Annotated in this window: 17 protein-coding genes; 8 read left to right on the top strand and 9 right to left on the bottom strand. The window is 69.8% G+C overall.

All coding sequences use genetic code 11. From position 1 onward, the window contains the following. Positions 1-38: 38 nt before the first annotated feature. Positions 39-176: a hypothetical protein gene (locus ACODT0_RS06715; protein WP_172705325.1), complete on the bottom strand. Its 138-nt coding sequence runs from the start codon at positions 174-176 to the stop codon at positions 39-41. A 530-nt stretch (positions 177-706) separates the two neighbouring features. Between ACODT0_RS06715 and oxlT the strand changes: the two genes are divergently transcribed. The 7 genes from oxlT (at position 707) to ACODT0_RS06680 (ending at position 9381) form a co-directional block, all read left to right on the top strand. Beyond that, the gene (oxlT, locus tag ACODT0_RS06710) at positions 707-2035 is read left to right on the top strand and encodes an oxalate/formate MFS antiporter (RefSeq protein ID WP_489040913.1); all 1329 of its coding nucleotides are present in this window, start codon (positions 707-709) and stop codon (positions 2033-2035) included. A 53-nt stretch (positions 2036-2088) separates the two neighbouring features. Continuing rightward, positions 2089-2577, top strand: coding sequence for a gamma carbonic anhydrase family protein (locus tag ACODT0_RS06705; protein WP_093347789.1), 489 nt, complete (start codon positions 2089-2091; stop codon positions 2575-2577). A 462-nt stretch (positions 2578-3039) separates the two neighbouring features. Beyond that, positions 3040-3531, top strand: coding sequence for a formate dehydrogenase subunit gamma (locus ACODT0_RS06700; protein ID WP_261217693.1), 492 nt, complete (start codon positions 3040-3042; stop codon positions 3529-3531). Then, entirely contained in the window at positions 3528-5093 is a 1566-nt protein-coding gene (locus ACODT0_RS06695; RefSeq protein ID WP_489040912.1) for a formate dehydrogenase beta subunit, read from the top strand. Before ACODT0_RS06700 ends, ACODT0_RS06695 begins: the two co-directional genes overlap by 4 nt. Positions 5094-5258: 165 nt before the next feature. Further along, positions 5259-8135, top strand: coding sequence for a formate dehydrogenase subunit alpha (fdhF, locus tag ACODT0_RS06690; RefSeq protein ID WP_489040911.1), 2877 nt, complete (start codon positions 5259-5261; stop codon positions 8133-8135). 19 nt (positions 8136-8154) lie between these two features. Further along, positions 8155-9036 (top strand): formate dehydrogenase accessory sulfurtransferase FdhD, encoded by an 882-nt coding sequence (gene fdhD / locus ACODT0_RS06685; RefSeq protein ID WP_489040910.1) that lies wholly within the window; start codon positions 8155-8157, stop codon positions 9034-9036. 42 nt (positions 9037-9078) lie between these two features. Next, positions 9079-9381: a formate dehydrogenase subunit delta gene (locus ACODT0_RS06680; protein WP_261217677.1), complete on the top strand. Its 303-nt coding sequence runs from the start codon at positions 9079-9081 to the stop codon at positions 9379-9381. 7 nt (positions 9382-9388) lie between these two features. Here the strand turns inward: ACODT0_RS06680 and ACODT0_RS06675 are convergent, their stop codons facing one another. The 7 genes from ACODT0_RS06675 to ACODT0_RS06645 all read right to left on the bottom strand — a co-directional run bounded on the left by ACODT0_RS06675 (position 9389) and on the right by ACODT0_RS06645 (position 18951). Continuing rightward, positions 9389-9724, bottom strand: coding sequence for a hypothetical protein (locus tag ACODT0_RS06675; RefSeq protein ID WP_057590872.1), 336 nt, complete (start codon positions 9722-9724; stop codon positions 9389-9391). A 116-nt stretch (positions 9725-9840) separates the two neighbouring features. Next, on the bottom strand, positions 9841-13932 hold the full coding sequence (locus tag ACODT0_RS06670; RefSeq protein WP_489040909.1) for a translocation/assembly module TamB domain-containing protein: 4092 nt from the start codon (positions 13930-13932) through the stop codon (positions 9841-9843). A gap of 5 nt (positions 13933-13937) precedes the next feature. Further along, a complete protein-coding gene (locus ACODT0_RS06665) occupies positions 13938-15881 on the bottom strand; it encodes an autotransporter assembly complex protein TamA (protein ID WP_057590874.1) in 1944 nt (647 codons plus the stop codon). A gap of 135 nt (positions 15882-16016) precedes the next feature. Next, positions 16017-17204 carry a vWA domain-containing protein gene (locus ACODT0_RS06660; RefSeq protein ID WP_057590875.1) on the bottom strand — a complete coding sequence of 396 codons (1188 nt, stop codon included), beginning with the start codon at positions 17202-17204 and terminating at the stop codon, positions 16017-16019. A 19-nt stretch (positions 17205-17223) separates the two neighbouring features. After that, positions 17224-17811 (bottom strand): GNAT family N-acetyltransferase, encoded by a 588-nt coding sequence (locus ACODT0_RS06655; RefSeq protein ID WP_057590876.1) that lies wholly within the window; start codon positions 17809-17811, stop codon positions 17224-17226. Between the two features lie 23 nt (positions 17812-17834). Further along, complete coding sequence (locus tag ACODT0_RS06650; RefSeq protein ID WP_261217665.1) at positions 17835-18083, bottom strand: hypothetical protein; 249 nt, start codon at positions 18081-18083, stop codon at positions 17835-17837. 13 nt (positions 18084-18096) lie between these two features. Further along, positions 18097-18951, bottom strand: coding sequence for an AAA family ATPase (locus ACODT0_RS06645; protein WP_057590878.1), 855 nt, complete (start codon positions 18949-18951; stop codon positions 18097-18099). Between the two features lie 150 nt (positions 18952-19101). On the opposite strand from ACODT0_RS06645, the gene ACODT0_RS06640 reads away from it, so the two are divergent. Beyond that, positions 19102-19797: a c-type cytochrome gene (locus ACODT0_RS06640; RefSeq protein ID WP_057590879.1), complete on the top strand. Its 696-nt coding sequence runs from the start codon at positions 19102-19104 to the stop codon at positions 19795-19797. Positions 19798-19882: 85 nt separating this feature from the next. Here the strand turns inward: ACODT0_RS06640 and ACODT0_RS06635 are convergent, their stop codons facing one another. Next, the gene (locus tag ACODT0_RS06635; RefSeq protein ID WP_479670839.1) at positions 19883-21157 is read right to left on the bottom strand and encodes an MFS transporter; all 1275 of its coding nucleotides are present in this window, start codon (positions 21155-21157) and stop codon (positions 19883-19885) included. Between the last annotated feature and the right edge of the window lie 126 nt (positions 21158-21283).

Here is a 21283-nt window from a genome sequence, read left to right as displayed (position 1 = left end):
TCTTTTTTTTGGAGGTGGAGCCTCGAGGGCTCCGGCTCTCAACGCTGTTGCAGCGCGGCGCGCACGGCCTTGGCGAAGATCACGATCGGCAGCGCGGCGATCAGGTCGCGCAGCACGCCGTTCGAGGCGAAGGAGGGGGCCTTGAGGGCGGTGGAATTCAGTGCGGTGTTGTTCATGGATGTGCTCCGAATGCGGGTGAGTGACGGGGTGGGTGGGAATGCGAACCTCCGAATTATAGGGTTTACCCTGGATTAGGGCAAACCACGAGTGACATGCCCATTTCGCGAGCAGGGCACGCGGAGGCACTCCAGAGTGGGCTGCGATGCGGTCGACCTGATCGCGAGGGGCATGCCGAAGACGCCACCGACTTGCATCAAGCGACGCGATCTCATCGCGCGCTAAGACACCCATGCTAGGGAATTCACGGGGGTCCCGAGCGGGCTCCCTTCGAGGGAACTTGACGAGGGTCAAGAGTTTTTGGGTCGCTCCATCCGACAGTCATCCGCACGCAGGAGGCTGCGGGTCGAAGGTGCCGCGAAGCGGGGCCGACGGGACCGGAGGATCAGCCGAAGCGTGTCGATTGCGCGATGCGACGCCGTACTTGTTCGCATCTCCGCTTCGGGGACCGGTGACTCGAAACGAAACCGGCGGCGCCTCGATGCGATCCGCCGGACTTCAACTCAAACACAAAGATGAAGGACATTCAATGACTCGGCAAACGACCACGATCGCGGGTGCGAACCCCGCGATCTACTCCCCCTCGGGACACCATGGCGCCGCGGCGGCGCAGCGCTCGCAGAGCTACCGATGGGGGCAGCTCCTGATCGGCATCGTGTGCATGGCGATGATCGCCAACCTCCAATACGGCTGGACCCTGTTCGTCAACCCGATCGCGGAGAAACACGGCTGGAGCCGCGCCGCGATCCAGGTGGCCTTCACCATCTTCGTGCTCACCGAGACCTGGCTGGTGCCGATCGAGGGCTACCTGGTCGACCGCTTCGGCCCGCGTCCCGTGGTGCTGGTGGGCGGCGTGCTCTGCGGCATCGGCTGGGTGATGAACTCCTTCGCGGCCTCGCTGCCGGTGCTCTACATCGCGGCGGCCATCGGCGGCATCGGCGCGGGCGCGGTCTACGGCACCTGCGTGGGCAATGCGCTCAAGTGGTTCCCTGACCGGCGCGGCCTCGCGGCGGGCATGACCGCGGCCGGCTTCGGCGCGGGCTCGGCGCTCACCATCATCCCGATCTCGGCCATGATCAAGAACAGCGGCTACGAGGCCGCCTTCCTGTACTTTGGGATCGGGCAGGGACTGATCGTGTTCCTGCTCGCATGGATGCTGACGCGCGCGCCCGAGCATGCCAAGGCCGTGAACACCCGCAACGTGCAGCAGTCGCGCCGCGACTACGCGCCCTCCGAGGTGCTGCGCTCGCCCGTGTTCTGGGTGATGTACGCGATGTTCGTGATGGTGGCCGCCGGCGGCCTGATGGCGACCGCGCAGCTCGCGCCGATCGCCAAGGACTTCAAGATCATCGACGTGCCGGTGAACATCATGGGCCTGGTGCTGCCCGCGCTGACCTTCGCGCTGGCGATCGACCGCGTGCTCAACGGCCTGACGCGGCCGTTCTTCGGCTGGGTGTCGGACAAGATCGGCCGCGAGCAGACCATGTTCATCGCCTTCGCGATCGAGGCGGTCGGCATCCTGATGCTCTACAAGTACGGCCACAACCCGCTGCTGTTCGTGGTGCTGACCGGCATGGTGTTCTTCGCCTGGGGCGAGATCTACAGCCTGTTCCCCTCGACCTGCGCCGACACCTTCGGCGGCAAGTACGCGGCCTCGAATGCCGGCATGCTCTACACCGCCAAGGGCACGGCCTCGCTGCTGGTGCCGCTGTCGAGTGTGCTGGCCGCGAGCACCGGCAGCTGGGAGGCGGTGTTCTTCGTCGCGAGCGGCGTCAATGCCGTTGCCGCGCTGATGGCCTGGTTCGTGCTGCGGCCCATGCGCCGCAAGCACATCGAACGCAGCGAACTCCCGCACTGAGCGCCGACGGGTCGCGAGCCGCTACCATCGACGCCTTTGTCCAGGAGAACGGCGTGACCCTCTACAGACTCGACGAGCATGAACCGTCCATCGACGCCAGCGCGCGCGTGGCGGACACGGCGAGCGTGATCGGCCAGGTCGTGCTCGGCGCGCGCAGCAGCATCGGGCCGCGCTGCGTGCTGCGCGGCGACAACGAGCCCATCACCGTGGGCGCGGGCAGCCACCTCGAGGACGGCGTGATGCTGCATGCCGACCCCGGCTTCCCGATGACCATCGGCGCCGACGTGACGGTCGAGCGGCACGTGATGCTGCACGGCTGCACCATCGGCGACGGTTCGGTGGTCGGCGAGGACACCGTGGCGCTCAACGGCGCGGTGGTGGGGCGCGAATGCATCGTCGCCACCGGCGCGCTGCTGACCGAGGGCAAGGTCTTTCCAGACCGCTCGCTGATCTCGGGCCGCCCGGCCAAGGTCACGGGCCAGGTCGACGATGCCGAGGCCGCGCGCCTCGTGCAGCGCGCGCGCGAACTGGCCGCGCGCTGATCCGCGCGGGGGCGCCGGCGCGAACGGCCCCGCGTTCTTCTCCTTCCGTTCCCGCGCACCGCGATGGATTCGCGCGCGGAATACCTCGGTGTTGCGAACGGTTCGCACGCATCCCCGAAAGGCCCCCGGATATTCCGGCCGCGGCCCAGCGAAAGAGGCCTTTTCACAGGGCTCGCTCGCATTGACACCACCCCTGTTTCGATGGAAATTGACCTGCGTCAAGGTCATCCGCGCGCGATTCATCGACAGTGAATCCCGAGGCAGATGACCGCGCGCGGCTTCCGGTCCCCGCACAGGGAGGCGAGCGCGAATCGACGCCACGATGACAACGGATCCGCCGGCAGGCAGACAGCGGCGGACCGGTAACGGCACCAGATCGGACGGGACCATGACAACAGAAGCGCTGAACGCGTACGTAGCACGGCAGCCGGCCATCCGCGCATCGCGCGTGGAGGCTGGCCAATGAGCGAGGCCCTGCGACTTTCCGCGGCCGACGAACTGGCCGAGGTGCGCCGCGTGCTCGCCGCGCATGCGGACGAACAGGGCGCGTTGCTGCCGATCCTGCACGAGGTGCAGGACACGCTGGGCTACGTGCCCTCGCATGCGGTGCAGACCATCGCCGACGCGCAGAACCTCTCGCGCGCCGAGGTGCATGGCGTGATCACCTACTACCACCACTTCCGCGCCGAGCCGCCGGGCCGGCACGTGATCCAGATCTGCCGCGCCGAGGCCTGCCAGTCGATGGGCGCCGATGCGCTGCTCGCGCATGCCGAGAAGCACCTGGGCTGCGCGGTGCACGGCACCACCAAGGACGGCGCCTTCACGCTCGAGCCGGCGTTCTGCCTCGGCCTGTGCGCCTCCTCGCCCGCGATGACGCTCGACGACGAGCCGCATGCACGCGTCACGCCGATCCGTTTCGAAACGCTGGTCGCACAGGCAGGAGATTGCGCATGAACGCCGCCGTGAAGATCTACGTGCCGCGCGATTCCGCGGCGCTCGCGGTCGGCGCCAACGCCGTGGCCCAGCGCATCGCGCAGGAGGCCGCCGCGCGCGGCCTCGCGATCGAGCTGGTGCGCAACGGCTCGCGCGGCATGCTGTGGCTCGAGCCGCTGGTCGAGGTCGAGACGCCCGCGGGCCGCATGGCCTACGGACCGGTCACGGTCGAGGAGGTGCCGGCGCTGTTCGATGCCGGCCTGGGCACGGGCGCGCGTTCGCATCCCTTGTCGCTCGGCCCCACCGACGAGATCCCCTACCTCAAGAAGCAGGAGCGCCTGACCTTCGCGCGCGTCGGCATCACCGACCCCGTGTCGCTGACCGACTACCAGGCGCACGAGGGCTATGCGGGCCTGCGCGCCGCGCTCGCGATGGCGCCGGCCGACATCGTGCAGCAGGTGCTCGACTCGGGCCTGCGCGGCCGCGGCGGCGCGGCCTTTCCGGCCGGCATCAAGTGGAAGACGGTGCTCAACACGCCGTCCGAACAGAAGTACATCGTCTGCAATGCCGACGAGGGCGACTCGGGCACCTTCTCCGACCGCATGACGATGGAGGGCGACCCCTTCGTGCTGATCGAGGGCATGACCATCGCGGGCATCGCCACCGGCGCGACGCAGGGCTACATCTACGTGCGCTCCGAGTATCCGCACGCGATCGCCGCGCTCAACGAGGCGATCCGCCATGCGGAGGCCGCGGGCTTCCTCGGCGACAACGTGCTGCGCTCGGGCAAGCGCTTCCGGCTCGCGGTGCGCAAGGGCGCCGGCTCCTATGTCTGCGGCGAGGAAACGGCGCTGCTCGAGAGCCTCGAGGGCAAGCGCGGCATCGTGCGCGCCAAGCCGCCGTTGCCGGCCATCGAAGGCCTGTTCGGCCAGCCCACGCTGATCAACAACGTGATCACGCTGGCCAGCGTGCCGATCATCCTGGCGCGCGGTGCCACCTTCTACCGCGACTACGGCGTGGGCCGCTCGCGCGGCACCCTGCCGATGCAGCTGGCCGGCAACATCAAGCACGGCGGGCTGGTCGAGAAGGCCTTCGGCGTCACCCTGCGCGAACTGCTCTACGACTACGGCGGCGGCTCGGCCTCGGGCCGGCCGATCAAGGCGGTGCAGGTCGGCGGCCCGCTGGGCGCCTACCTGCCCGAGTCGCAGTGGGACCTGCCGCTGGACTACGAGGCCTACGCGGCCGTCGGCGGCACCGTGGGCCACGGCGGCATCGTGGTGCACGACGACACGGCCGACCTGTCGAAGCTCGCGCGCTACGCGATGGAGTTCTGCGCGCTCGAGTCGTGCGGCAAGTGCACGCCCTGCCGCATCGGCTCGACGCGCGGCGTCGAGGTCATCGACAAGATCCGCGGCAACCAGAACCGGCCGCAGCAGGTGATCCTGCTGCGCGACCTGTGCAACACCATGGTCCATGGCTCGCTGTGCGCGATGGGCGGCATGACGCCGTTCCCGGTGCTCTCCGCGCTCGACCACTTCCCGCAGGACTTCGGTATCGAAGTTCCCGATCGCAAGGCTGCTTGAAATGAAACACCAACAGCCGGACGCAGAGGACGCGAAGGATTCGCGAAGAACGCGAAAGAGAAATTCAAAATTTTTCTTGTATTCCTTTTGCGTTCTTCGCGTCACCTTCGCGTCCTCCGCGTCCGGAAATCCGCTCCCGAATTCGGTCCAGTGAAAGCCCCAAACATGTTGAACCATCTCAAGGAAACCGACTACGGCACGCCCAAGCGCGAATCCGAGCGCGAGGTCACGCTGGAGATCGACGGCACCGAGGTCACGGTGCCGGCCGGCACCTCGCTGATGCGCGCGGCCGTCGACGCCGGCATCCAGGTGCCCAAGCTGTGCGCCACCGACAGCCTCGAGCCCTTCGGCTCGTGCCGGCTGTGCCTGGTCGAGATCGAGGGCCGCCGCGGCTTCCCGGCCTCGTGCACCACGCCGGTCGAAGCCGGCATGAAGGTGCGCACCCAGACGCCGAAGCTGCAGGACCTGCGCAAGGGCGTGATGGAGCTCTACATCTCCGACCATCCGCTCGACTGCCTGACCTGCTCGGCCAACGGCAACTGCGAGCTGCAGGACATGGCGGGCGTGACCGGCCTGCGCAACGTGCGCTACGGCTTCGACGGCGCCAACCACATCAAGAGTGAGAAGGACGAGTCGAACCCGTACTTCACCTACGACCCCTCCAAGTGCATCGTGTGCAACCGCTGCGTGCGCGCCTGCGAGGAAACCCAGGGCACCTTCGCGCTGACCATCAGCGGCCGCGGCTTCGAGTCGCGCGTGTCGCCGGGCCAGGACCAGCCCTTCATGGAATCGGAGTGCGTGAGCTGCGGCGCCTGCGTCGAGGCCTGCCCCACCGCCACCCTGCAGGAGAAGTCGGTGATCTGGCTCGGCCAGCCCGAGCACAGCGTGATCACCACCTGCGCCTACTGCGGCGTGGGCTGCGCCTTCAAGGCCGAGATGAAGGGCAACGAGGTGGTGCGCATGGTGCCGTGGAAGGACGGCAAGGCCAACGACGGCCACTCCTGCGTGAAGGGCCGCTTCGCCTGGGGCTATGCCTCGCACCAGGACCGCATGCTCAAGCCCATGATCCGCCAGAAGATCACCGACCCGTGGCAGGAAGTGAGCTGGGACGAGGCCATCAACTACGCGGCCGGCGAGTTCAAGCGCCTGCAGCAGAAGTACGGCCGCAATGCCATCGGCGGCATCACCTCCTCGCGCTGCACCAACGAGGAAACCTACCTGGTGCAGAAGCTGGTGCGCGCGGGCTTCGGCAACAACAACGTCGACACCTGCGCCCGCGTGTGCCATTCGCCCACGGGCTACGGCCTGAAGCAGACGCTGGGCGAATCGGCGGGCACGCAGACCTTCCAGTCGGTCGAGAAGTCCGACGTGATCATGGTCATCGGCGCCAACCCGACCGACGGCCACCCGGTGTTTGCCTCGCGCATGAAGAAGCGGCTGCGCCAGGGCGCGAAGCTGATCGTGGTCGACCCGCGCCGCATCGACATCGTGAAGTCGCCGCACATCCGCGCCGCGCATCACCTGCAATTGCGTCCCGGCACCAACGTGGCGGTGGTCACGGCGCTGGCGCACGTGATCGTCACCGAAGGCCTGATGGCCGACGCGTTCGTGGCCGAGCGCTGCGACATGGCCTCGTTCGCCGAGTGGAAGGCCTACGTCGAGCGCCCCGAGCAGTCGCCCGAGGCCACGGAAGCCTTCACCGGCGTGCCGGCCGCCGAGATGCGCGCCGCCGCGCGGCTGTTCGCCACCGCCGGCAACGGCGCCATCTACTACGGCCTGGGCGTGACCGAGCACAGCCAGGGCTCGACCACCGTGATGGGCATCGCCAACCTCGCGATGGTCACCGGCAACGTGGGCCGCGAGGGCGTGGGCGTGAACCCGCTGCGCGGCCAGAACAACGTGCAGGGGTCGTGCGACATGGGCTCGTTCCCGCACGAGCTGCCGGGCTACCGCCATGTGTCGGACAGCACCACGCGCGGTTCCTTCGAGGCCGCCTGGGGCGTGCAGCTCGATCCCGAGCCGGGCCTGCGCATTCCCAACATGTTCGACGCCGCGATCGGCGGCAGCTTCAAGGGCCTGTACTGCGAGGGCGAGGACATCGTGCAGTCCGACCCCAACACCCAGCACGTGGCCGCCGCCATGATGGCGATGGAATGCGTGGTGGTGCAGGACATCTTCCTCAACGAGACCGCCAAGTACGCGCACGTGTTCCTGCCGGGTTCCTCGTTCCTCGAGAAGGACGGCACCTTCACCAACGCCGAGCGCCGCATCTCGCGCGTGCGCAAGGTGATGCCGCCGAAGGCTGGCCTGGCCGACTGGGAAGTCACGGTGAAGCTGGCGAACGCGCTCGGCTATCCGATGAACTACAAGAACCCCGAGGCGATCATGGACGAGATCGCCGCGCTGACGCCGAGCTTCCACGGCGTGAGCTACAAGCGCATCGACGAGCTCGGCAGCATCCAGTGGCCCTGCAACGACGCGGCGCCCGAAGGCACGCCGACCATGCACATCGACAAGTTCGTGCGCGGCAAGGGGCGCTTCATCGTCACGCAGTACGTGCCGACCGACGAGAAGGTCACGCGCCGCTTCCCGCTGCTGCTGACCACCGGGCGCATCCTGTCGCAGTACAACGTGGGCGCGCAGACGCGGCGCACCGACAACAACATGTGGCACGGCGAGGACCGGCTCGAGCTGCATCCGCACGACGCCGAGGAGCGTGGCGTGAAGGACGGCGACTGGGTCGGCATCCAGAGCCGCGCGGGCGAGACGGTGCTGCGCGCGACGGTGTCCGAGCGCATGCAGCCGGGCGTGGTCTACACCACCTTCCACTTCCCCGAGTCGGGCGCCAACGTGATCACCACCGACAACTCCGACTGGGCCACCAACTGCCCCGAGTACAAGGTGACGGCGGTGCAGGTGATGCCGGTGATGCAGCCTTCGGCCTGGCAACAGGAGTACAGCCGCTTCAACCGGGTGCAGAACGAGCTGCTCAATGCGGCCTCGGCGCCCTCGCCCTCGAACGAGACGGTGCCCGCGAAGTAGGGCAGGAGAGCGCAGCGCCATGAACATCGCCACCTTGCCGCTCGCGAGCGCCGACACGGCCGCCTTCTGCGAAGGCGCGCGGCTCTTGCCGGTGCGCGGTGTGCGCGGCGGCCAGCCGTTCGCGGTGCAGGACTGGGTGGCCGAGGAAGTGCCGGTGGCGCTCGAATACAACGGCATCTCGCACGCGGTGATGCTGGCCACGCCGCTCGACCTGGAGGACTTCGCGCTCGGCTTCTCGCTGAGCGAGGGGATCCTCGATGCGGCGCACGAGCTCTACGGCAGCGAGGTCGAGAGCGCCGAGCGCGGCATCACGGTGCGGCTCGAGGTCTCGGCGGCCGCGTTCGCGCGGCTCAAGCAGCGGCGCCGCTCGCTGGCCGGGCGCACCGGCTGCGGCCTGTGCGGCACCGAGAGCCTGGCGCAGGTGGCGCGCGAGCTGCCGGTGCTGGCCGCGGGGCCGTCGTTCGAGCGCGCCGCGATCGGTCGCGCGATGGCGCAGTTCCAGTCGCTGCAGACCCTGCAGGAAGCCACGGGCGCGGTGCATGCCGCGGCCTGGTGCTCGGCCGACGGGGAGGTGGCGTGGCTGCGCGAGGACGTGGGCCGCCACAACGCGCTCGACAAGCTGGTGGGCGCGCTCGCGGCCAACGAGGTCGATGCCGCGGCGGGCTTCATCGCCGTGACCAGCCGCGCGAGCTTCGAGATGGTGCAGAAGGCCGCGATGGCCGGCGTCTCGCTGCTGGCGGCGGTGTCGGCGCCGACCTCCTTCGCGGTCGAGACCGCGCAGCGCGCCGGGCTCACGCTGGTGGGTTTCGCGCGGCGCGAGGACCTGGTGGTCTACTGCCATCCGCAGCGCCTGCCGGCCGACACGGTGCCGGCTGCGGCGAACGGGCAGCGCCCGCATTGATGACGAACAACCTCACGACGACAACGAGCGGAGACACAGCGCATGCATGACCAGTCGGTGCAATTGATCAAGATGGCCAACCAGATCGGCACCTTCTTCGAGGCCCAGACCCCGTCGGACGCCGGCGCGGCCACGCAGGCCATCGCGGCGCACCTCAAGTCCTTCTGGGCGCCGAGCATGCGGCTGGCGCTGGTGGAGAGCTTCGACCAGGGCAAAGCGCAGGCGATGCTGCCGATCGTGGCCACGGCCGTGCGCGACCACCGCGCCAAGCTGATGCCCGATGGCGGGCACATGGTGGCGGAGGCGAAGCTGCTCTATCCGCAGGGCGGCGGCGACGCCGGTTGAAACCCCGCTAAACCGCCGCGTGCGACAAGGCCTTCGCCTCGCGCCGCTCGGCATTGCGCGCGCGGCGCCGCTCATGCGCCTGCAGCAGCGCTTCGTAATAGAGGCCCAGCGGCATCGCCACGAACACCATGCCCGCGACGTAGATCACGAGGCTGGCGATGGGGAAGCTGTCGCCGCCCCAGTGGGGAACGGAGGCCGCCGCGGCGATGGCCGCGACGACCGCGATCGCGGCGCGGAAAGCGCCGCGCAACCAGGCGATGCGGGTTTCGTCACCCTGCGGTGCATCGTCTGCCGGACGGTCTGATGCCGTGTTCCTCCCGCCTTTGTCTCCGTGCTCGTTCATCGTCGGCTCCTTGGAAGGCGTCTTCGATGATTCTTATCACGCGCCATCGCGGGGTCAAGATCGAAGTCCCGTACGAAACGCGGCTTCGCGCATGACGCGCGCGCCGCATGCGAACCTCAGTCGTACTTCACGGTGTAGATCAGGTCGAGGCCGCTGGTCTGCCCGGCCTGGCCGCGCAAGGTGAGGCGCTGCGTGAGGTCGTAGAAGATGAACAGCGTGCCGAAGGTGCCGCCGATGCTGCGCTCGTAGGTGACGTAGAAGTCCTTCGACAGCCGCTTGCCGAAGGTGACGGCCGAATCGCGCACGTCGCCGCCGCTGCCCGGGCCCTTGAAGCCCAGTTCGTCGAGGCCGAAGCGGCTGGCCAGGCTGCCGCCGCTGGCGCCCTTGCTGATGCGCCCGAGCAGCGAGAGCGCGGCCTGCTGCAGCAGCGCCGATTCGCCGCCGCTGGTGGCCGAGGCGCGGCCCAGCACCACCCACGACAGCGTCTCGGCGTCGGACAGCGCGGGCTCCGAATAGAGCTTCACGCGCGGCGACTGCGCGCTGCCGCTGATCTGCACGCCGGCGCGCTGCGTGATGTTGGGCCGGATCGCGAGGATGTCGAGCTGCGGGTTGTCGTAGGGGCCGTTGAAGCGCGCGATGCCGGTCTCCACGTCGAGCTGCTGGCCGTAGGCGCGGTACTGGCCCTTCACGGTCTTCACCTCGCCGGTGATGCGCGGCGGCGCGTCGAGCCGCGTGCTGCGGATGTCGAGCTGGCCCTCGAGCCGGGTCGTGATGCCGCGGCCCTGCACCGCGAAGTCGTCGCCGAGGTCGAACTCGACCGAGATGTCGGGCGGCTTCGCGGTCTGCGGCTTCGCGGCCTGGGCCGCCTGCGCATCGCTGCGCGCGGCCTCGCGCTCGCGCGCCTCGGCCGCCTCGCGGTCCTTGGCGGCCGAGCGCACGACCACGTCGCTGCCGAGGCTGGGCGCGGTCTCGTCGGGCAGGATGATCACGGCGCGGTCGGTCTTGAGCTTGCCGCGCACGATGAACTGCCGGTTCTCGAGCCGCGCCTGCAGGTCGCCCGACAGCGTGACCTGGCGGTCGGTGCGCACCAGCACGCGCAGCGCGCGCAGCTCGGCCTGCAGCGCCATGCGGATGCCGGGCGCGCCGGCAGTGGTGCCCGCGCCCGACCAGTTGAGCTCGCCGCGCGCGCTCAGCGTGCCGCCATCGGCGCCGGCCTCGCTGGCCGCGGTGCTGCGGTTGCCGCTCTGGCCCGCGATGCGCGCCGTGCTGCCGGCGCCGCCCTTGAGCGTGAACTCGGCGATCTCGACGCGGTCGCCCGACAGGTTGGCGCGCAGCCGGCCGTCGCGCAGGTCCAGGCCCTCGACCGGCGCGCGCAGCGCCAGCTTGTCGGCGCCCAGCGTGCCGTTCCAGCGCGGCGCCGCGCGGCTGCCCGAGAGCGTGGCGTTGGCATCGAGCGTGCCCGCCACGCGCCAGCCCGGCGGCGCGAGCATCGACCACACGCCGAGGTTCGGCAGCCTGGCGGCGACGCGGCCCGTGAGCGGCGCATCGGGCGCCCACTGCCAGCCGCCGGCGCGCTGCTGGAAGCGCGTGCCGGCCTCGGCATCGATCTGGCCCGCGCGTTCGCTGTCCCAGGCCAGCGTGGCGCGCACCGCCTCGCCCTGGGCGTCGAGCCGCAGCTCGGCGCGGCGCAGCCCGGCCGGCGTGCTGGGGCTCAGGCCGGCCTCGCTGGAATTCATCTTGCGTTCGCTCGCGGTGCCGGTACCGCGGCTCTCGATGCGCGTGATCAGCGCGGCCTCGCCGGCCTGCACGCGGATGTCGCCGCTCTGGCGCGCGAGCCGGGCCTGGGCGCGCAGCGTGTCGCCGGCATCGATGTCCCAGTCGCCGTCGAAGACCAGGTCGCCGCTGATGCCGAGCTCGCCGAAGGTGGTGCTGGCGCCGAAGGCCTCGGCCCAGGACATCGGCAGGCCCTTGAGCTCGCCCTTCGACTGCACGCGGAACACGCGGTTGGCGGCGGCGCCGCTCTGGCTGAAGCGCAGCGGCTGCCAGTCGATGCGCACCGTGCCGGGCACGGGCCCGCGCAGGGCGGCGCCGGCGGCCGAGGCCTCGACCTCGAGGCGGTCGCCGCCGGTGCGCACCGTGGCCGTGACCTCGCGGCCGAGCTCGAGCACCCAGGGCGATTTCTGCGTGGCGGGCTGGGCGCTGTCCTGCGCCTGCAGCCGCAGGCTCGCGAGCGCGGCGCGCCATTGGCCGGCGCCCGCGAGGCCGCCGCTGGCGCGGGTGTCGAGCACCAGCTTCTGCGTGCCGGTCGCGGCTTCGCCCTGCAGCGACAGCGTGGCCTGCGCGATGCTGCCCGCGAGCTCGGCGCGCAGCGCGCTCAATTGCACCTGGGTTGCGGCGGCGCCGGCCTGTGCCGCGGGCAGCTGCAGGTCGAGCCTGGGCACCGTGAGGCTGGCCTTCAGGCTCGGCTCGGCGTTGCCGCGCGCGAGCGGCGCGGCGGGGTTCTGCAGCCGGCGCTGGAAGTTCTGCCAGCCGCCCTGCCAGCTCGCGTCGAGCCGGGCCGAGCCCTTCGCGGCGCGGCCCGCGAACAGGCCCGCCATCTCGGGCAGGCTCTCGATCCAGCGCTGCACGGCCTCGGTGTCGTCGATGCGGGCCTTGAGTTCGCCCGTGCCCTGCGCGGGCGCCATGCGGGCGTCGACCTGCGCCTCGGCGCCGGGCATCGCGAGCTTGAGGTTGCCGCTGCCGGCCTGCTCGGCCACGCGCACCTGCAGCTTGCCTTCGACGCTGGCGCGCTGCGCATCGATGCGCAGCGTGCGCAGGTCCAGCACCTGGTCCTTCCACTGGCCCTGGGCCAGCACGCGGTCGAGCCCGAAGCCCGGCAGCGCCTTGCTGCCGGCGCCGCCCTCGGCGCGCAGCGCGAGGTCGAAGCCGATGCCGCCGTTGTCGCCGTCGCGCTGCTGCGCGGTGACGCGGCCGCTGATCGGCGCGCCCGAGAGTTCGCTGTACAGCGCGCCCAGCCGCACGCCCTGCACGTCGGCGCGCGCCTGCCAGGGCGCGGGCGCGGGGCTCCAGCGGCCCGCGGCGTCGATGCGGCCGCCGCCCGCGCGCAGCGTGGCCTGCGGGATGTCCCAGTGGGTGCCGTCGTAGCCGACCTGGGCCTGCAGCTGCTCGAGCGGCAGCTTGCCCTGGTCCCACGGGCCGGGCCGCGCGTTGCGCAGGTCGGCCTGGGCCTTCCAGGCGGCGGGGCCGGTGGCGGCATCGGGTTCGAGCGCGACGCTGCCGGTGAGCAGCGTCTGCGGCGCGCCGGGCCACAGGCTCGACGCATCGACGTTGCGCAGGTCGGCCTTGGCCGCGATCACGGGCTGCGGCTGCCAGGGCGCGAGGGTGGCCGCGAGCTTGGCCTCCATCGGGGCGTCGGCATCGGGCTCGGCCGGCGCGAGTTCGGCCTGGACGTTCAGGCGCGCGTCGGCGCCCGCGAGCGTGCCCTGGATGCCGGCCTTGGCCAGCACCTCGAGGCTGCGTTCCTCGGGCAGCGGCGCCTTCACGCGGCCGTCGAGCGTCGCCTCGATGGCCATCGGCGCCGCGCCCTGCAGCTTCACGCGCGCGCTGTAGTGGCCCTCGGCGATGTCGACGCCGTCGACGTCGAGCTTGTGTTCGCCGCCGGTGTAGCGGTAGTGGCCCGCGAGCTGCTGCGCCTGCAGCGCGGGCGGGCCGGCCCAGCGCAGGTCGTCGATGCGGAACGGCAGGTCGACCTCGACCGGCAGCACGATCTTCTCGAGCGGCTCGGCGGGCTTGTCGCTCGGTGGGCCGCGGCGTTCGATCAGCAACTGCGCCGCATGCACCTCGCCGAGCTGCACCTTGCGCTCGAACAGCGGCGCGAGCTGCCAGCCGATCTTCGCCTCGCGCACCTCGACCGCGAGGCTCTCGCTCTGCCAGCGCAGCCAGCCGATGCGTCCGCCGGTGCGCAGCGAGCCCGTGACCTCGCGGCTCTCGAGCGTCTGGCCGGCCGGCAGGTAGGCCGCGGCCTTGGCGAGCGCGAAGGCCAGCGACTGGTTCGAGCCCAGCCACCACCAGGCGGCGCCGAGCACCAGCAGCAGCGCGACGAACAGGCCGGCGATGGTCCAGGCCAGCGCGCGCAGGGCGCGGCGGGTGCGCGAGCGCCGGGCCGGCGGCGTCGGTGGAGTGGGGGTCTCGGTCGCTGCGCTCGCCATCGTGCTCAGAAGGTGAAGCCCAGCCGCACGTGCAGCCGGAACTTGCGCGTGTCCACGCCATAGGCCAGGTCGGCCTGCACCGGGCCGACCGGGCTGCGCCAGCGCGTGCCCACGCCCACGCCGACCTTGGGCTTGAGCTCGCTGGGCTTGTCGGCCACCGCGCCGGCGTCGACGAACACCACGCTCTCGAAGTCGGTGAGCTTGTCCTTGTAGACGAAGGGGCGCTGCCACTCGAGGCTCAGCACGCCGAGGTAGCGGCCCGCCACGGTCTGGCCGTCGGTGCGCACGGTGCCGATGTCGCGATAGCCGTAGCCGCGCACGGTGGTGTCGCCGCCGGTCAGGAACATCAGGGTGGAGGGGATCTGCGCCGACTCCTTGCCGACCACCGCGCCGGCCTCGGCGCGCAGCTGCAGCCGGCTGCGGCGCGCCAGCGTGGCGGCGTCCTTGTCGTCGGCCCGGCCGATCGGCACGATGCCGAGCCAGCGCGCGTAGGTGCGCGTGAACGGCGACTGCTGGCCGGTCAGCGTGTAGCCCGCGGCCAGCTCGAGCGCGAGGGCCCAGCCGCGCCGCGGCGAGCCGTTGTCGTCGAAGTAGCGTCCGGTCCAGCCCCAGTTGGCGGTCACGGCCGAGGCCGAGGGCGGGGCGTCGGTGCCGCGGTTGGTCGCGTAGTCGTACTGCAGGAAGTAGCTGCGGTCGATGTGGTCGCTGGTCTTGTTGCGCCCGCCGCGCAGCCGGCCGCTGTCGACCACGTAGCTGCCCGACTGCTCGCTCTTGAGCTCGGCGCCCGAGAACCAGCGCCAGCCGTCGTCGCCGGGGATCGCCTTCCACTCGGTGCCCAGCGACTGGATGTCGCGGTCCACCGACAGCCGCGACACCGCGCGCCAGCCCAGCAGCGGCAGCTGGTTGTGGATGTGGTCGATCGACAGCCGCGGCCCGTTGTCGGTGGTGAAGCCCACGCCCAGCACCACCTTCTGCAGCGGTGCCTCGCGCAGCTGCGCGATCACGGGCGCGGCCAGCGGCGTGCCGCTTTCGGTGTCGAGCGTGAGGAACACCGAGTCGAAGTAGCCGCTGCTGGCCAGGCGCTGCTGGGCATCGAGCAGCTTCTGCTGGTCGTAGTCGGCCCCGCTGGGCAGTTGCGCGATGCGGCGGATGCCGTCGGCGCCGTAGCGCTGGTTGCCGCGCAGGAGCAGCGGGCCGAACTTGTAGGCCGGGCCCGACTGGTAGGTGGCGCTCAGGCGCGCCTCGTGGCGGTCGGCGTCGACCTCGGCGCGGCTGATCTCGATGTTGCCGGTGGGAAAGCGCTTGGCCGTGAGGCTGCGCAGCGCGACGCCCTTGGCATCGTCCCAGGCCTGCTGGGTGAAGGGCTGGCCGGCGCGCAGCGCCCAGGCGGTGCGGATGGTGTCGCGTTGCGACTCGGCGGCCGGGTCGTCGGCGATCGGGCCGGCATAGCTGATCTGCACGTTGCTCACGGTCGTGATCTCGCCGGGCTCGACGGTGACCACGATCTCGCGCGGCGCCTTGTCGCTCGCGGGCGTCTCGTGCAGCTCGAGCGTGAGCGCGGGCGTGAAGTAGCCCAGCGTGGCGAGCAGCTCGCGCGCATTGGCCTCGGCCGCGACCATCAGGCGCGAGATCTCGGTCGCGCCGAGATCGTCGAGCGTCTTGTAGCGCTGGATCTCGAGATGCAGCGAGAGGTACTCGCGCACGCTGTCGGGGCCGCGCACGTCGACCGAGAAGGCATCGCGGCGCTTGCCGTCCTTGCCCTCCCTCTCGCTGTCCGTGGACGCGCTGGCCGCGCGGTCGCCGCCGTCGCTGACCAGCGCGGGGGTGGACGCGGCCGAGTCGCCCGCGTCCTTTTTCGGCAGCAGGCTGCAGCCTTGCAGAAGCAGGACCCCGGAAAAAAGCAATGCCGGCCAAAACGCCGGCAAGACGACACGAACCACCCTGACCATGGGCGACGATTCTGACAGCATGACCCGGCGCATCCATGTCGGACGCGTTCGGATACATGGATGTGCGGGCCGAGGAGCCCGCGCGGCCGGGGCTCGGGGGCCGTCAAGGCCCGGTATGCCGGCAGGTCTTTTCGGCTACTTGGAGAGCAGCCGCATCGCCTCTTCGAGGCCGCGCAGGGTCAGCGGATACATGCGGTTGGACATCAGCTGCTGCATCACCGAGATGCTCTGGCGGTACTGCCACACGCCCTGGGGCTCGGGATTGATCCAGGCGAACTTGGGGAAGGCATGCGTGAGGCGCTGGATCCACTCGGCGCCGGCTTCCTCGTTGTTGTATTCGACGCTGCCGCCGGGCTGCAGGATCTCGTAGGGGCTCATGGTCGCGTCGCCCACGAAGATCAGCTTGTAGTCCTTGTTGTACTTGCGCAGGATGTCCCAGGTCGCGAACTTCTCCGAGAAGCGGCGCCGGTTGTTCTTCCACATGAAGTCGTAGACGCAGTTGTGGAAGTAGTAGAACTCCAGGTGCTTGAACTCGGTCTTCACGGCCGAGAACAGCTCCTCCACGCGCTGGATGTGCTCGTCCATCGTGCCGCCCACGTCCATCAGCAGCAGCACCTTGACGTTGTTGTGGCGCTCGGGCCGCATCTTGATGTCGAGGAAGCCGGCGTTGGCCGCGGTCGAGTGGATGGTGTCGTCGAGGTCCAGCTCTTCCTCGTGGCCCTCGCGCGCGAACTTGCGCAGCCGGCGCAGCGCGACCTTGATGTTGCGCGTGCCGAGCTCCTGCGTGTCGTCGTAGTCCTTGTAGGCGCGCTGGTCCCAGACCTTGACCGCGCTCTTGTTCTTGCCGGCGCCGCCGATGCGGATGCCCTGCGGGTTGTAGCCGCCGTGGCCGAAGGGCGAGGTGCCGCCCGTGCCGATCCACTTGCTGCCGCCCTCGTGGCGCTCCTTCTGCTCCTCGAAGCGCTTCTTGAGCGTCTCCATGAGCTCGTCCCAGCCCATCTTCTCGATCTTGGCCTTCTCCTCGGCCGAGAACTCGCGCTCCAGCGTCTTGCGCAGCCAGTCGAGCGGCACTTCCTTGGTGAAGTCGGTCAGCATCTCCACGCCCTTGAAGTAGGCGGCGAAGGCGCGGTCGAACTTGTCGTAGTGCTTCTCGTCCTTCACGAGCGCGGTGCGCGAGAGGTAGTAGAAGTCGTCGAGGCCATAGGCGTCGTCGGAATTCGGGCCCACCACGTCGGCCTGCAGCGCCTCGAGCAGGGTCAGGTATTCCTTGACGGAGACCGGCAGCTTGGCCGAGCGCAGGGTGTAGAAGAAATCGATGAGCATGGGACGCTCCTTGGGGGTTTCAGTCGCGCGGCTTGTCCAGCAGGTAGAGCAGCTGCGCCTTGACCTCGGGCCACTCGCCCGCGCGCAGGCTGTACATCACGGTGTCGCGGATGGTGCCGTCGCGGCGCATCGCGTGGCCGCGGATCACGCCGTCCTTCTTCGCGCCCAGGCGCTCGATCGCGCGCTGCGAGGCGTGGTTGAAGTTGTCGGTGCGCCAGCCCACCACGTTGCAGCCCAGGGTGTCGAAGGCATGCGTGAGCATCAGCAGCTTGCAGGTGGTGTTGACGTGGGTGCGCTGGCAGCGTTTCGCGTACCAGGTGTAGCCGATCTCCACGCGCTTCACGGCCGGCAGGATGTCGTGGAAGCTGGTGCTGCCGAGCACGGTGCCGGTGGCTTCCTCGGTCACGGCGAAGGCGAAGCGGTCGGCGGTCTTGAGCGCGGTCTCGATGTAGGCGCGCGTGTCCTGCGGCTCGGGCACCGAGGTCACGCGCAGCTTCCAGAGCTCGCCATCGGCGGCCGCGGCGCGCAGGCCGTCCTCGTGCGCGAGCGCGAGCGGCACCAGCGCGAGGCCGCGCGACTTCAGGGTGACGGGTTCGACGAAAGCCATGGTTGCGCGGTGTCTCGTGTCGTTCAGGGGGCCGGCTTGCCGTAGCGCCGGTCGTACCAGGCGCGCGCGAGCTGCACGCCCGCGCCGCCGCCGAGGCCGATCAGCAGGATGCCGAAGATCTCGCGGTTGCCGTAGCCATTGGGGCCGAAGGCATCGAGGCCGAAGTACAGGCCGACCCAGCGGCCGAGCAGCGCCCCGGCGACGAACAGCACGGCCTGGGCCACGCCCAGCACCAGCAGCTGGCCGACGGGAGGCGATGGCCGCACAGGCATGACCGGCGCCGCCTCAGCGGTTGTTGCGCTGCATGAAGACCAGCTTCTCGAACAGGGTCACGTCCTGCTCGTTCTTGAGCAGCGCGCCCACCAGCGGCGGCACGGCGACCTTGTCGTCCTTGCTCTGCAGCGCCTCGAGCGGGATGTCCTCGGCCACCAGCAGCTTGAGCCAGTCGAGCAGCTCGGAGGTCGAGGGCTTCTTCTTCAGGCCGGGCAGGTTGCGCACGTCGTAGAAGGTCTTCATGGCCGCGGCCAGCAGTTCCTGCTTGAGGCCGGGGAAGTGCACGTCGACGATGCTGCGCATGGTCTCGGCATCGGGGAACTTGATGTAGTGGAAGAAGCAGCGGCGCAGGAAGGCGTCGGGCAGTTCCTTCTCGTTGTTCGAGGTGATGAAGACCAGCGGACGGTGCTTGGCCCGGATCAGCTCGCGCGTCTCGTAGCAATAGAACTCCATGCGGTCGAGTTCGCGCAGCAGGTCGTTCGGGAATTCGATGTCGGCCTTGTCGATCTCGTCGATCAGCAGCGCCACCGGCTGCTCGGCCGTGAAGGCCTGCCACAGCACGCCCTTGACGATGTAGTTGTGGATGTCGCGCACGCGCTCGCCGCCATCCAGGTCCTTGAGCTGCGAGTCGCGCAGGCGGCTCACCGCGTCATACTCGTACAGGCCCTGCTGCGCCTTGGTGGTCGACTTGATGTGCCACTGCAGCAGCGGCAGGTTCAGCGCCTGGGCCACTTCCTCGGCCAGCATGGTCTTGCCGGTGCCGGGTTCGCCCTTGACGAGCAGCGGGCGCTTGAGGGTGATGGCGGCATTGACCGCGAGCATCAGGTCCTGTGTCGCGACGTAGTTGTCTGAGCCCTTGAATTTCATGCGTGAACGGGAGGCAGTGGTGGAGAAAAGAACACACTCGATCGGCAAGGTGCGTCGTTCGGGTCGGCCCGCACCGGCTCCCGCGAGAGCCTTGCATATAATCGAAAGTTGGTTCGAAAAACGGTATCTCCACGAGATTGTGCGCGCAAAATGAACAAGTTGTTGACCACGATGTTTGCCCTTGCTGTCGCTTGCGGGACGGTGTCGGTACAAGCCCAGCAAGTCACTGGCAAGCCCCAGGACGGCGCCAAGAAGGTCCAGATGTGCGTGGGTTGCCACGGCATCATCGGCTACCAGGCCAGCTTCCCTGAGATCCACAAGGTGCCGATGATCGCGGGCCAGAGCGCCACGTACATCACGGCGGCGCTCACCGCCTACAAGGGCGGCGACCGCAAGCACCCGACCATGCGCGCGATCGCCGACACGCTCACCGAGCAGGACATCGCCGACCTCGCCGCCTACTACAGCCAGCTCGGCGTGAAGGAAGGCGACGCTCCCCCGGCCGCGCTGGCCAAGCCGATGCCCGAGAACATCCAGGCGCTGATCAAGAAGAACGGCGAGGACAACAGCTGCACCAAGTGCCACGGCGCCAACTTCAACACCCCGAACGACGGCACCGTGCCCAAGCTGGCCGGCCAGCATGCCGACTACCTGTTCGTGGCGCTGAAGTCCTACCGCGTGAAGAACAACGTCCACCTCGGCCGCTCGAACGCCGTGATGGCCGGCCAGGTCGAGCCGAAGAAGTTCAGCAACGCCGAGCTCAAGACCCTCGCGAGCTACATCGCCTCGGTGCCGGGCGAGCTCAAGACGGTGCCCGAGTCGCGCATCCACCACGCCGAGAAGTAACAGCGGGCGAGCCGGCTCGCCGGCCCTGCGCAAGAAGCAAAAGCCCGCGGACGCGGGCTTTTTGCTGTCCGGGAGGCGGGCGTGCTCAGTGCCCGGCCACCGCCCCGGCGCCCCGGCCGGCGTCCGCCGCATGCGGGTGCACCACCTGCTTGACCAGCAGCGCCACGGCCGCGATCAGCGCCGGCACCGCCAGCACCGCGAAGATCTGGGCGAAGCCCAGCTGCCGGCTGGCCAGCTCGGCCACCAGGAACGAACCCGCGATGCCGCCGAAACGGCCCAGGCCCAGCATCCAGGCGATGCCGGTGGCGCGGCCCTGCGTCGGGTAGAAGGCCGCGGCCAGCGCCGGCATCGAGGACTGCGCGGTGTTCATCAGCGTGCCGCCCAGCAGCACCGTCAGCACCAGCGCCGCGAGGCTGCCGAGCGACTGGCCGATCAGGTAGACGCTGACGGCGGTCAGCGCATAGCCGGTGGCGATCACCAGGTTGGCGTTGAAGCGGTCCATCAGCCAGCCGAAGAAGATGGCGCCCACGCCGCCGAGCGCGAACAGCGCCGAGATCACGGTCGCGGTCTGCGGCGGCACGCTGGCCTCGCGGAACAGGATCGGCATCCAGTTGATCATGGCGTAGAAGATCACCAGCCCCATGAAGTAGGCGATCCACAGCATGGCCGAGCCCACGAGGTAGCGCGGCGAGAGCACCAGCGCGAGGCCGCCGCCGCTGCCGTCCACGGGCGCCGGGCCGGCCTCGGTCAGGGTGAAGGCGCGCGCCTGCGCGGCGCTCTCCGAGATGCGGCGCAGCACGGCGCGGATGCGCTCGGCGGCGTACTTCTTCGCGACCATGTAGCGCGCCGACTCGGGCAGCAGCACCGCCATCAGCAGCACCAGCAGCAGCGGCGCGATGCCGCCGAGCACCAGCACGCTGCGCCAGCCCAGATGCGGAATCATCCAGGCCGCGAGGAAGCCGCCGAGCGCCGCGCCCAGCGGAAAGCCGCAGAACATGGTGTTGGTGATGGTGGCGCGCCGGTGGCTCGGGCAGTACTCGCTCATCAGCGTCACCGCGTTGGGCATGGCCGCGCCCAGGCCGAGCCCGGTGACGAAGCGCAGCCCCACCAGCTGCGGCATGTTCTGCGAGAAGGCCGAGGCCAGGCAGCCCAGGCCGAACACCAGCACCGCCCCGACCAGCACGCGCTTGCGGCCGAGCCGGTCGGCCAGCGGGCCGGCCAGCAGCGCGCCGGCCGCGAGCCCGAACAGCGCCGCGCTGAGCACCGGCGCAAGCGCCATCTTGCTGGCGCCCCATTCGCTCGCGAGCGAGGGTGCGATGTAGCCGATGGCCGAGGTGTCGAAGCCGTCGAGCAGCACCACGAGGAAGCTCAGCGCGAAGATGCGCCACTGGAAGGCCGAGAAGGGATGCCGGTCTAGGGCCTGTTAACACGATGCAAGGGGTCGCGAAGCTCGCCAAAGCCCGCCCATCAAGGCGCGCGACGACGC

The sequence above is a fragment of the Variovorax sp. FG153 genome, from assembly GCF_057809595.1.
The sequence above is the reverse complement of the archived record's forward strand: the minus strand, read 5'-3'. Positions and strand labels throughout refer to the sequence as shown.

Bases quoted from the DNA above. Each gene is read 5' to 3' on its own strand.
- ACODT0_RS06715 (WP_172705325.1), bottom strand. From the start codon at position 176: ATGAACAACACCGCACTGAATTCCACCGCCCTCAAGGCCCCCTCCTTC.
- ACODT0_RS06655 (WP_057590876.1), bottom strand. From the start codon at position 17,811: ATGGCTTTCGTCGAACCCGTCACCCTGAAGTCGCGCGGCCTCGCGCTG.
- ACODT0_RS06680 (WP_261217677.1), top strand. From the start codon at position 9,079: ATGCATGACCAGTCGGTGCAATTGATCAAGATGGCCAACCAGATCGGC.
- ACODT0_RS06650 (WP_261217665.1), bottom strand. From the start codon at position 18,083: ATGCCTGTGCGGCCATCGCCTCCCGTCGGCCAGCTGCTGGTGCTGGGC.
- oxlT (WP_489040913.1), top strand. From the start codon at position 707: ATGACTCGGCAAACGACCACGATCGCGGGTGCGAACCCCGCGATCTAC.
- fdhD (WP_489040910.1), top strand. From the start codon at position 8,155: ATGAACATCGCCACCTTGCCGCTCGCGAGCGCCGACACGGCCGCCTTC.
- ACODT0_RS06640 (WP_057590879.1), top strand. From the start codon at position 19,102: ATGAACAAGTTGTTGACCACGATGTTTGCCCTTGCTGTCGCTTGCGGG.
- ACODT0_RS06665 (WP_057590874.1), bottom strand. From the start codon at position 15,881: ATGGTCAGGGTGGTTCGTGTCGTCTTGCCGGCGTTTTGGCCGGCATTG.
- fdhF (WP_489040911.1), top strand. From the start codon at position 5,259: ATGTTGAACCATCTCAAGGAAACCGACTACGGCACGCCCAAGCGCGAA.
- ACODT0_RS06695 (WP_489040912.1), top strand. From the start codon at position 3,528: ATGAACGCCGCCGTGAAGATCTACGTGCCGCGCGATTCCGCGGCGCTC.
- ACODT0_RS06670 (WP_489040909.1), bottom strand. From the start codon at position 13,932: ATGGCGAGCGCAGCGACCGAGACCCCCACTCCACCGACGCCGCCGGCC.
- ACODT0_RS06660 (WP_057590875.1), bottom strand. From the start codon at position 17,204: ATGCTCATCGATTTCTTCTACACCCTGCGCTCGGCCAAGCTGCCGGTC.
- ACODT0_RS06645 (WP_057590878.1), bottom strand. From the start codon at position 18,951: ATGAAATTCAAGGGCTCAGACAACTACGTCGCGACACAGGACCTGATG.
- ACODT0_RS06700 (WP_261217693.1), top strand. From the start codon at position 3,040: ATGAGCGAGGCCCTGCGACTTTCCGCGGCCGACGAACTGGCCGAGGTG.
- ACODT0_RS06675 (WP_057590872.1), bottom strand. From the start codon at position 9,724: ATGAACGAGCACGGAGACAAAGGCGGGAGGAACACGGCATCAGACCGT.